Source organism: Bradyrhizobium sp. UBA2491, from assembly GCF_002341725.1.
GTDB lineage: Bacteria > Pseudomonadota > Alphaproteobacteria > Rhizobiales > Xanthobacteraceae > Bradyrhizobium.
Genome location: NZ_DDOP01000011.1, coordinates 1 through 10,299, shown reverse-complemented (window position 1 = coordinate 10,299; position 10,299 = coordinate 1). Strand labels below are relative to the sequence as shown.

At 65.0% G+C, this 10,299-nt stretch carries 10 protein-coding genes; 7 read left to right on the top strand and 3 right to left on the bottom strand.

The window, feature by feature from the left end; genetic code table 11:
• The 4 genes from B2W55_RS02910 to B2W55_RS02895 form a co-directional block, all read left to right on the top strand.
• A partial coding sequence (locus B2W55_RS02910; RefSeq protein ID WP_291532180.1) for an aminotransferase class III-fold pyridoxal phosphate-dependent enzyme occupies positions 1–404 on the top strand: 404 nt, incomplete at its 5' end.
• Positions 405–416: 12 nt separating this feature from the next.
• Positions 417–1,427 carry an amino acid ABC transporter substrate-binding protein gene (locus B2W55_RS02905; RefSeq protein WP_024580583.1) on the top strand — a complete coding sequence of 337 codons (1,011 nt, stop codon included), beginning with the start codon at positions 417–419 and terminating at the stop codon, positions 1,425–1,427.
• Positions 1,428–1,592: 165 nt separating this feature from the next.
• Positions 1,593–2,228, top strand: coding sequence for an aspartate/glutamate racemase family protein (locus tag B2W55_RS02900; protein ID WP_024580582.1), 636 nt, complete (start codon positions 1,593–1,595; stop codon positions 2,226–2,228).
• A gap of 182 nt (positions 2,229–2,410) precedes the next feature.
• Positions 2,411–3,361: a YiiG family protein gene (locus tag B2W55_RS02895; RefSeq protein ID WP_024580581.1), complete on the top strand. Its 951-nt coding sequence runs from the start codon at positions 2,411–2,413 to the stop codon at positions 3,359–3,361.
• 138 nt (positions 3,362–3,499) lie between these two features.
• Here the strand turns inward: B2W55_RS02895 and B2W55_RS02890 are convergent, their stop codons facing one another.
• A complete protein-coding gene (locus B2W55_RS02890) occupies positions 3,500–4,834 on the bottom strand; it encodes an MFS transporter (protein WP_024580580.1) in 1,335 nt (444 codons plus the stop codon).
• 279 nt (positions 4,835–5,113) lie between these two features.
• Here B2W55_RS02890 and B2W55_RS02885 point away from each other — a divergent pair, with 279 nt between their 5' ends.
• Positions 5,114–6,361 carry a multidrug effflux MFS transporter gene (locus B2W55_RS02885; protein ID WP_024580579.1) on the top strand — a complete coding sequence of 416 codons (1,248 nt, stop codon included), beginning with the start codon at positions 5,114–5,116 and terminating at the stop codon, positions 6,359–6,361.
• 94 nt (positions 6,362–6,455) lie between these two features.
• Here B2W55_RS02885 and B2W55_RS02880 read toward each other — a convergent pair whose 3' ends face one another.
• Positions 6,456–6,887: a DUF983 domain-containing protein gene (locus tag B2W55_RS02880; protein ID WP_024580578.1), complete on the bottom strand. Its 432-nt coding sequence runs from the start codon at positions 6,885–6,887 to the stop codon at positions 6,456–6,458.
• Between the two features lie 110 nt (positions 6,888–6,997).
• Between B2W55_RS02880 and B2W55_RS02875 the strand changes: the two genes are divergently transcribed.
• Both B2W55_RS02875 and B2W55_RS02870 read left to right on the top strand, forming a co-directional pair.
• The gene (locus tag B2W55_RS02875) at positions 6,998–8,374 is read left to right on the top strand and encodes a PLP-dependent aminotransferase family protein (RefSeq protein WP_024580577.1); all 1,377 of its coding nucleotides are present in this window, start codon (positions 6,998–7,000) and stop codon (positions 8,372–8,374) included.
• 145 nt (positions 8,375–8,519) lie between these two features.
• Positions 8,520–9,782, top strand: coding sequence for a serine hydrolase domain-containing protein (locus B2W55_RS02870; protein WP_244442177.1), 1,263 nt, complete (start codon positions 8,520–8,522; stop codon positions 9,780–9,782).
• Positions 9,783–9,799: 17 nt separating this feature from the next.
• Here the strand turns inward: B2W55_RS02870 and B2W55_RS02865 are convergent, their stop codons facing one another.
• Complete coding sequence (locus B2W55_RS02865; RefSeq protein WP_145987281.1) at positions 9,800–10,000, bottom strand: hypothetical protein; 201 nt, start codon at positions 9,998–10,000, stop codon at positions 9,800–9,802.
• Positions 10,001–10,299: the final 299 nt, after the last annotated feature.

The window sequence follows — 10,299 nt, the reverse complement described above, 5'->3', positions numbered from 1 at the left end:
GCGCCGCGGCGCTCGAAGTGCAGAAGACGATCGCGGAGGAGAATTTGCTCGACCAGGTCAAGGAGAGCGGCCGCCAGCTCGAGCAGCGGCTCACCGAACGCTTCGGCAATCACCGCCATGTCGGCGACATCAGGGGCCGGGGCCTGTTCTGGGCGATCGAGCTGGTCGCCGATCGCGGCACCCGCCAGCCGTTCGATCCCAAGCTCAAGCTGCATCAGCGCATCAAGTCCGCGGCCTTCGCGGGCGGACTTGCCTGCTATCCGTCCGGCGGCACCGCGGACGGCCAGCGCGGCGACCATGTGTTGCTCGCCCCGCCCTATATCGCGACTTCCGGCGACATCGACATGATCGTCGAAAGGCTCGGCGCTGCGGTCGACAGCGCATTGAAGGACGTTGGTCACTAGGAGGAGGACAGAATGTACAGGGCATTGATCACCGCAACCGTTCTTGTCGCGAGCATCGCGAGCGCAAGCGCTGCAACGCTCGACACCGTCAAGCAACGCGGCACGCTGGTGTGCGGCGTTTCCACCGGCTTCGCCGGCTTCTCGGCGCCGGACTCGCAGGGCAACTTCAAGGGCCTCGACGTCGACTATTGTCGCGCGCTTGCCGCCGGCGTGCTCGGCGATCCCGCCAAGGTGCGCTATGTCGCACTGACCGCGCAGAACCGCTTCACGGCGTTGCAGTCCGGCGAGATCGACGTGCTGTACCGCAATTCGACGCAGACCTATCTGCGCGGCACTACGCTCGGGCTGCGCCAGGGCCCGGTCAATTTCTACGACGGCCAGGGCTTCGTGGTGAAGAAGGACCTCGGCGTGAAGGAGCCGAAGGATCTCAAGGGCGCCACCGTCTGCGTCGCCCAGGGCACCACCCATGAAGTGACGCTCGGCGACTACGGCCGCGCCAACGGCATCGACTGGAAGCCTTTGGTGTTCGACCGGCCCGACACCATGTACCAGGCCTTCTTCGGCGGCCGCTGCGATGCCATGACCCAGGACGCCTCCGCGCTCGCCGGCGCGGTCGCGACCGCAGCACCGAAGCCCGACGATTACGTCGTGCTGCCGCTGACCATCAGCAAGGAGCCACTCGGTCCGTTCACCCGCAACGGCGACGAGGTCTGGAGCGACATCGTGACCTGGCTGCATTACGGCCTGGTCGAGGCCGAGGAGCTCGGCGTCACCCAGTCGAACGCCGACGAGATGACGAAGTCGCAGGCCCCGGCAATCCAGCGCCTGCTCGGCGTGTCGGGCGATCTCGGCTCGCGGCTCGGCCTCGACAACAAATGGCTGGTCGCGGCGATCAAGGCCGGCGGCAATTACGGCGAGATCTTCGAGCGCAATGTCGGCAAGGCAAGCCCCTTGAAGCTCGACCGCGGCCTCAACGCCACCTGGAGCAAGGGCGGGTTGATGTACGCGATCCCGTTCAAGTGATCTCCACCTCGCCCCGCTTGCGGGGAGAGGTCGTCATTCAAGCAAAGCTTGAATGACGGGTGAGGGGGAGTCTCCGCATATCCCCTTCTGACCTGTTACGACGATAGAGCCCCTCACCCCAACCCTCTCCCCGCGAAAAGCGGGGAGAGGGAGAAGAAAGACCTCATGCGCATCACCCTCATTCACGCCCTGAAGCACTCGATCGTGCCGATCGAGGCCTCGTTCGCGCGGCATTGGCCGGAGGCGCGGCTGATGAACCTGCTCGATGACAGCCTCTCCGCCGACCTCGCGCGCGACGGCAAGCTCTCCGAGCGCATGACGGAACGCTTTCTGGCGATGGGCCAATATGCGGCCAGCACCGGCGCCGACGGCATCCTGTTCACCTGTTCGGCATTCGGGCCCTGCATCGAGGCGGTGGCGCGCACGCACGCGCCGATGCCGGTCTTGAAGCCGAACGAGGCGATGATCGAACAGGCGGTCGCCAAGGGAAAGCGGATCGGCCTGCTCTCCACCTTCCCGCCGACGTTGGTGTCGATGCCGCCGGAATTTCCGTCCGAGGTCACGCTGGTGCCAAAACTCGCCGAGGGCGCCCTGGCGGCACTCGACGGCGGCGACCGCGCCGAGCACGATCGCATCGTGGTCGAGGCCAGCGAGGATCTGCGCGACTGCGACCTGATCGCGCTCGCCCAGTACAGCATGGCGCCGGCCGCCGCGCGCGTCGCCGAGGTCACCGGCCGCGAGGTGTTGACGACGCCCGACAGCGCGGTACTGAAGCTGAAGGCGATGCTTGGGGTCAAATAGGCGCGCGTTACACGCCGGGTTCCGACGATCGATCGAACGGATTTTGGCCGGTAGGCGACAAACAAGTCCGTCGATAGTGTACGACGCGGCGCCGCGGAGGCCCGTGGCGTCACCTTCTGCCGTCACACAAGCTTCCTAGACCGGGGCGGCCAACTCCCGGCTGAGACAAGGGCAAACTCCTGATGCGAAATACCTCTTTCCTTCTGATTGCGGCCGTCATTGCGTTGCTCGAACCGGCCGCGGCCCAGCAGGCCCCGCCGGCATCGTCGGCGGGCGCCTCCTCCGCGCAACTGACGCAAAAGATGAATGCCTATGTCGGGTGCATCAACCGTCTCTCGGCGCGATCCTACGAATCCCGCGACCGGTACTTTTCCTGGGCCGCCAAGAGCGGTCCGACGGGCAAAGAGCGGATCATCTACGGCACCTACACGATCTACGACACGTCCGACTGCAAGACGAGCGTCGCGGCCGCCAATGCGGCGGAGCCGCACGATGCCGGGCTTGAAGCCGCCGCGAATGCATATGTTGCGGCCGTCACCACACTCGAGCCGCTGTTGAAGGAGACGGACGACTACTACACCCAGGAGAACTACAAGGACGACAAGATGGCCAAGGGCAAGGCGCTGCATCCGCGCCTGGTCGCGGCCTGGGATGCGTTCGCCAGCGCCGACAAGGCGCTGCGCGCCGGCGTCGAGGCGATCAATGACAAGCGTGCCGCAGAGCAACTGGCCGCGATCGAGGCGAGCGAAGGCCGCAAATCGCACTATTATGTCGAGGCGCTGATGATCCAGGCCAAGCGCGTGCTTCGCGCAGAGCAGGCCGACAAACCCGACATCGACGCGATCACTCAGGCGCTCAACGAGTATGAGGCCACGGTGAAGGCCATGGAGGAGGCCTCGGGCAAGGACGGCGACGTCAAGCTCGGCTCGATGTTCATCGGCAGCGCCAAGTCATTCCTCACCACGGCGAAGCAACTGATGCGCCGCGTTCGCGACAAGGTGCCTTACAATTCAGGTGAGAAGATGATGCTGAGCAACGCCGGCGCGGGCTGGATGGTGGAAGGATCACCGGCCCGGCTGATGCGCGACTACAATCAGCTCGTCGACGGCTACAACCGCGGCGCCCGGATCTGAAGGACCGCCGCTGCGTAGCGGTGGATTAGCATAGCCTAATCCACCGCAACGCAGAGACCGCGCGTATTGCGCCGGAGCCTGTCGTCGGGCCGCGCTTTGCGCGGACCCGATGGGCTAATCCGCCCTACGGCTCTCCTTCTACGCTTTCGCGTCGTCGACGTTCAGATCGACACCCTGCGGATCCTTGATCGTCGACACCGTGATCAGCGAGATCAGCGCCAGCACCGCGATGTAGACGCCGACGCGCCAGGACTCGCCGTAGGTACCGATGATCCATTGCGCGATCATCGGGGCGAAAGCGCCGCCGAAGATGGCGCCGAGTGCGTAGCCGATCGAGACGCCGGAATAGCGCACCTTGGCCGGAAACAGCTCGGCATAGAGCGCCGCCTGCGGGCCGTACGACAGGCCGAGCGCGACAGTGAGGCCGACGGCGCTGACGAAGAACAGCAGCAGATTCTTGCTGTCGATCAAAAACCACATCGGCACCGCCCACAGCACCATCAGCGTGTAGCCGATCTGGAAGCAACGCACGCGGCCGATCTTGTCGCCGAGGATACCGCCGACCAGCGTGAAGACGAACCAGCTCACCGCCGCCAGCGTGCCGATCAGCAGCAGCTGCTCGGACGGCATCTTCAGCGTATTGGCGCCATAGCTGATCAGGAACGCGATCAGGATGTAGCCGGCCGCATTGTTGGCCATGAAGATCAGCGCGGTGCGGAAAATCTCCTTGCTGTGATTGCGCATCAAATCCCTCAGCGGCGCGGAGGATTCGCGGTGCCGTCGCTGCATCGCCTTGAACACCGGCGACTCCTCCACGGTGCGGCGGATCACGATGCCGACGACGATCAGGAGGATCGACAGCAGGAACGGAATCCGCCAGCCCCACTCCATCATCGCCTGCTTGCCGAGCGTCGCGGTGAGCACCCACAGCACGCCGGTCGCCAGGATCATGCCGAGCGGCGTGCCGATCTGCGGGAACGAGCCGAAGAAGCTGCGCCGATCGACCGGCGCCGATTCCACCGACATCAGCGCCGCGCCACCCCATTCGCCGCCGGCCGAGAAGCCTTGCAGGATGCGCAGGAGAATAAGCAGTGCCGGCGCCCAGGCGCCGATCTGCGCGTAGGTCGGCAGCAGGCCGACCAGCGCGGTCGCCGCCCCCATCAACAGCAGCGTGACCACCAGCATGTTCTTGCGCCCGAAGCGGTCGCCGAGATGGCCGCAGACGATGGCGCCGAGCGGACGGAACAGGAAGGACAGGCCGAGCGTCGCAAACGAGACGATCTGTGCCAGCAGCGGATTGTTCGCGTTCATCGGCGCGAAGAACAGCGCGCCGAACACCAGGCCCGCCGCCTGGGCGTAGACGAAGAAATCGTACCACTCGATGGTGGTGCCGACGAGCGTTGCGGTGAGGACCTTGCGTTCCTCATCCGACAGTTCCGCGCCGCGCGAACGCGCGGACATTTCGATGGACATATGGCCTCCCCAAACCCGTTCTTGAATCAGTTCTTGGCCGTGCCGGCATGATCGGCGCGATGCGCCCGCCCCGCACGGATGCTGGTACCGGGATAGCAGAGGTTTTCGCGCGGCACGAGTTAAATAGTTGCAGCAGCAACGATAATACCCTGACCAGGGCCCGCGGTCCGGTTCCATGACCTGACGACCTCAGCCCTCGCCGACGGTCTCCCATCTCGAAACGCCGATTGTGCAACGCAGCAACGCCATTATGATCGGAGGCTCTCCAAGAGGTCATAAGTGTCTGACATCAATGCCGATGCCTGGGTTTCCTCAGGCCACCGCCCGATGGGCTTTCCTGAATTCGTCGTCGTCATCGCCTCGATCATGGCGCTGAACCCGCTGGCGATGGACATGATGCTGCCGGCGCTGCCGAACATCCGCTCCGCGTTCCAGATCGCCGACGCCAACCGCCCGCAGATGGTGCTGTCGATCTTCCTGGTCGGCTTCGGCGTCGGCCAGTTCGTGATGGGCCCGCTGTCGGACCGCTTCGGCCGCCGCCCGGTGCTGCTCGGCGGCATGACCGTCTACACCATCGCCGGCCTGCTCGCGATCATGGCGCCCTCGTTCGAGACGTTGCTTTTGGCGCGCGCGCTGCAAGGGCTCGGCACTGCGGCAACCCGCGTGATCGCGACCTCGATCGTGCGCGACTGCTACGCCGGTCGGCGGATGGCGAGCGTGATGTCGCTGGCGATGATGGTGTTCATCGCAGTGCCCGTGATCGCGCCGTCATTCGGCCAGGCGGTGATGCTGCTGACCCACTGGCGCGGCATCTTCGTGCTGCTGATGATCTATGGCGTGATCGCGCTGGCCTGGAGCGCGATGCGGATGCCGGAGACGCTGCCGAAGGAGCTGCGCAAGTCGCTGGCGATCCCGGACGTGCTGTCGGCGTTCCGCCAGACCGTCACCAACCGGCAGACGCTCGGCTATGCGCTCGCCGCCGGCGGCGTGCAGGGCTCGCTGTTCGCCTTCGTGTTCTCGTCGCAGCAGATCTTCACCGAGATCTTCAAGCTCGGACATTATTTTCCGGTTGCCTTCGCGGCCTGCGCGGTCGGCGTCGCGATCGCCGGCTTCCTCAATTCGCGGATCGTCGGCCGCATCGGCATGCGGGTGATCTCGCACGCCGCGCTGACCGGCTTTGCCGTGGTCGCCGGTGTGCTGTTCCTCACGGTGAAGACCAACACGTTGTCGCTGCCGCTGTTCATGGTGCTGTCAGGCCTGATGATGTTCGCGTTCGGGCTGATGATGGCGAATTTCACCGCGCTCGCGATGGAGCCGCAGGGCAAGATCGCCGGCACCGCCTCCTCGCTGTACGGCACCATCACCACGCTGCTCGGGATCGGCGTCGGCACCACGATCGGCCAGGACTACGACGGCACGCTGGGGCCGTTCGCGACCGGCTTCTTCCTCTGCACACTGGCCGCGCTCGCCGTGGTGCTGGTGACCGAGAAGGGCCGCATGTTCCGACCGCATCATCATCCGATTTGATGAACCCGTAGCCCGCATGAGCGCAGCGATATGCGGGGCCGAAAAGAACCCGGATGTCGCTTCGCTCATCCGGGCTACGATGCCGTAGTCTGCCTCAGGCTTCCGCCTTCGCTCGCTGAGCTACGGCGGACAAGTCGCGGGTCCGCGCGACGACACGTCGCGTCGCCGCAAATCCTTCCATCCCGAGCTGCCATTGCAGGCCGACGATCGCGCCCTTGGTCGGTTGCAGCAGCGCGAGTGCGCTGAACAAGGTCACCGGCAACCAGATCGCAAGTTGCAGCCAGGCCGGCGGCGCGTAGGCCATTTCCATCCAGAGCAGCGCCGGCACCACGACGTGGCCGACCACGACGATGACGAGATAGGCCGGGAAGTCGTCGGCGCGCTGCGGCGTGAAGTCCTCGCTGCACACCTCGCAATGATCCGCCACCTTGAGGAAACGGCCGAACAGATGGCCGCGCCCGCAGTTCGGGCACTTCATCGTGAAGCCGCGCCACATCGCCTTTTGCAGGGAAACCGTCTCGGTCATTTGTCGTTCTCCTTTGGCCGTCTTCCTTTGGCTGTTGTCCTTGACCTGATCTGATGATCCATACAATATGGATTCAAGAGCATACAATCAAAGACAAAGCGTCGAATTGCATGGATTGGATCCCTACGGTTTCGGAATGGCACGGCCCGATGTTCCTGCGCATCGTCGATGCGCTCGCCGCCGATATCGCCAGCGGCCGGCTGGTCCGCGGCCAGCGGCTGCCGACCCATCGCGCGCTGGCGACCGCGCTCGACATCGACCTCACCACGGTGACGCGCGCCTATGGCGAAGCACGGCGGCGCGGACTGCTCGACGCCCGCGTCGGCCAGGGCACCTTCGTCTCGGAGACCACCGCGCGCGCGGCGTCCGACCTGCCCACGCCGGTCAATATCGACCTGTCGATGAACCTGCCGCCACAGCCGGTCGAGGCCAATCTCGACCTGCGGATCGCGCAGGGACTGGCGACCATCCGCTCCGAGGCCGGGTTCTCCGCCTATCTCGGCTATACCCGTCCCGGCGGCACCGCGGATGAACGCGAGGTCGGCGCGGCGTGGCTCGCGCCACGCGTACCTGACGCATCGGCCGATCGCATCGTGATCTATCCGGGTTCGCAGGCGATCATCTTCAACGCGCTGCTGGCGCTGACGTCGCCCGGAGACGTCGTGCTGACGGAGGCGCTGACATTCCCCGGCATCAAGGCCGCGGCGGCACGGCTCGACGTCCGCCTGGTCGGCGTTGCGATGGATACTGAGGGCGCGCGGCCCGACGCGCTCGACGAGGCCTGCCGCAAGCACAAGCCGAAGGCGGTCTATCTGGTGCCGACTCAGCAGAACCCGACCACGGCGACGATGGGGCCGGCGCGGCGCAAGGCGATCGCCGATATCATCAGGAAGCGCGGCTGCGTCCTGATCGAGGACGACGTCTACGGCCCGCTCGAGCCGCAGATGGCGCCGATCGCGGCCCTGATTCCCGAGCACACTTACTATGCCGCGAGCATCGCGAAATGCATCGCGCCAGCCTTGCGCGTGGCCTATCTGCTGGCGCCCGATGCGAGCGCCGAGCAGCGCATGCGCGCCGGCATGCAGGCCACCATGCAGATGCCACCATCGCTGATGGTGGCGCTGGTCACGCAATGGCTGCGCTCGGGGGTTGCCGCCGACATCATCCGTGCCATCCGCAACGAGGCGGCTGCCCGCCAGCAGCTTGCGGCGCGCTTCCTCAAGGGCGTGGCCTACGCGGCGCGGCCGGCGAGCCACCATCTCTGGATGCCCCTGCCGAAGCATTTCGACGGCACCGACCTGCTGTCGCATCTGATGCGCAATGGCCTCGCCGTGGTCGGCGAAGACGCCTTTGCGGCTGGAGAAGCCGCGCCCCGCGGCCTCCGGGTGTCGCTCGGCGCCGCGCGCAACCGCGCCGAGCTGAGCCAGGCGTTGCAGGTGCTGTCGAATGCCGTGCGGACGCCGGTCGGCGCCACGCAAATTGTATAAATTTCCGACCTTCGTTAAGGAATAAACTCGCTCAAAGAAGATTATGGTGCGCGGGAGCGCTCTCGCCACGCTTAGGCGCTCAAGGGCATCAGACAGGGGCAGCGTTCCAATGTCGTCCGGATTTGATCGAGCAGTCCATATCGCGATGCGGACGCGTCGGGCGGCAACGGCCGCGATCCTGTGTCTTGCACTTGTCACATCGGGCGCCGCGCGTGGCTCCGACGTCCCTGCCCCGTCGCCGGGAAAACTCGAACGCATTACCGAGTTCTTCGACGCCGAGGTCTCGAGCGGTCGCATTCCCGGCGCGGTCATCCTGATCCAGCAACACGGCAAGCCGGTCTATCTGAAGACCTTCGGCTATCGCGACGTCACGACCAAGTCGCCGATGCGCCTGGACACGATGTTCTCGCTGCGCTCGATGACCAAGCCCGTCACCAACACCGCCGCGATGATGCTGGTCGATGACGGCAAACTGTCGCCGCAGGATCCGCTGTCGAAATACATTCCGGCGTTCGCCGACGTGAAGGTCGGCATCGAGCCGGACGGCGGCAACGATCTGAGCAAGCTCGAGCTGGTGCCGCCGATCCGTCCAATCACGATCGAGGACCTGATGCGGCACACCTCGGGCATCACCTATGAATATATCGGCGCCGACTGGGTCCAGAAACTCTATCGCGCGGGACATCTGTTCGACGGACAGTTCGACAACAAGGAGTTCACGGCCAGGCTGGCCAAGCTACCGCTGTCGCGGCAGCCCGGGACATTGTGGCGCTACGGTCATTCGACCGACGTGCTCGGCCGGGTGATCGAGATCGTCTCGGGCAAGTCGCTCTATCAGTTCGAGAAGGAGCGGATATTCGATCCCCTGAAAATGAACGACACCAGATACGTGCTCGATGCGGAAGCCGAACGGACGCGGCTGGCGGAACCGCTGCCTTCCGACAAGATCCTGATCGACTCCGAAACCGAGCGGCGCGCGCATCCGGAGTGGGAGTCCGGCGGCGGCGGCCTGGTCTCGACGATTCTCGATTATGCGCGCTTCGCGCAGATGCTGCTCAATGGCGGCGAACTCGACGGCAAACGCTATCTCAGTCCGGCCGCCTTCAAGGACATGACGACGGACCATATCGGGCCGGGCTCCGGTGTCGGCCGCGACTATTGGTACTTCCCCGGCGACGGCTTCGGCTACGGCTACGGCGTCGCGGTGCGGACCGATCCCGGCATCGCCAAGCCGCCGCCACCCGGCTCGATCGGCGAGCTGAAGTGGGACAGCGGCAGCGGCACCTATTTCGGCGTCGATCCGAAACTCGACATGATCTACATCATGCTGGAGCAGACCCAGAACGAACGCCAGCGCATCACACCCGCGTTCCGAAAGCTGGTGTACGACGCATTCAGCCCGGACTGAGATCGGTCATCTTCGCGCTACTTCCGCCGCACTGTTTCCTGTCTGCGCCGCGCCGCGGCCGCGATCAGGCTTGCGGTGCAGTCGTTGCAGACGAATGCGCACTCGTCGGTAAACAAGCCGATGCGCGCGTCGAATTCGATCGCCCCATCGTCAGCGAGCCCATCGATGACGCCACCGCAGCACATGCATCGGCGCCACGACACCAATTCCCGTTGCATGGCGCGCGCTCCTGCCATCGCAGCTTCCCTCTCGCTATATACTATCGTATATATCGCGGTGACAAGGCAGGCGGTGACAATCCGGCCGGGAACCCTGCACACAACAACCATCGGCCGGAGACGATCGCCTCACAATCCTGCCTGGTCCAACCAGGTTCATTGAGGAAACGCGATCATGATAAAAAACAAAGGCGACGCGGGCCGTCCGCGCGCAACGGGAGAGACGTTCGAGATCCGCCGCGCCGCACTGGAGCGTTTTCGAGCGAAGTGGATACCGGTTCGCGTGAAGAAAACGCGTC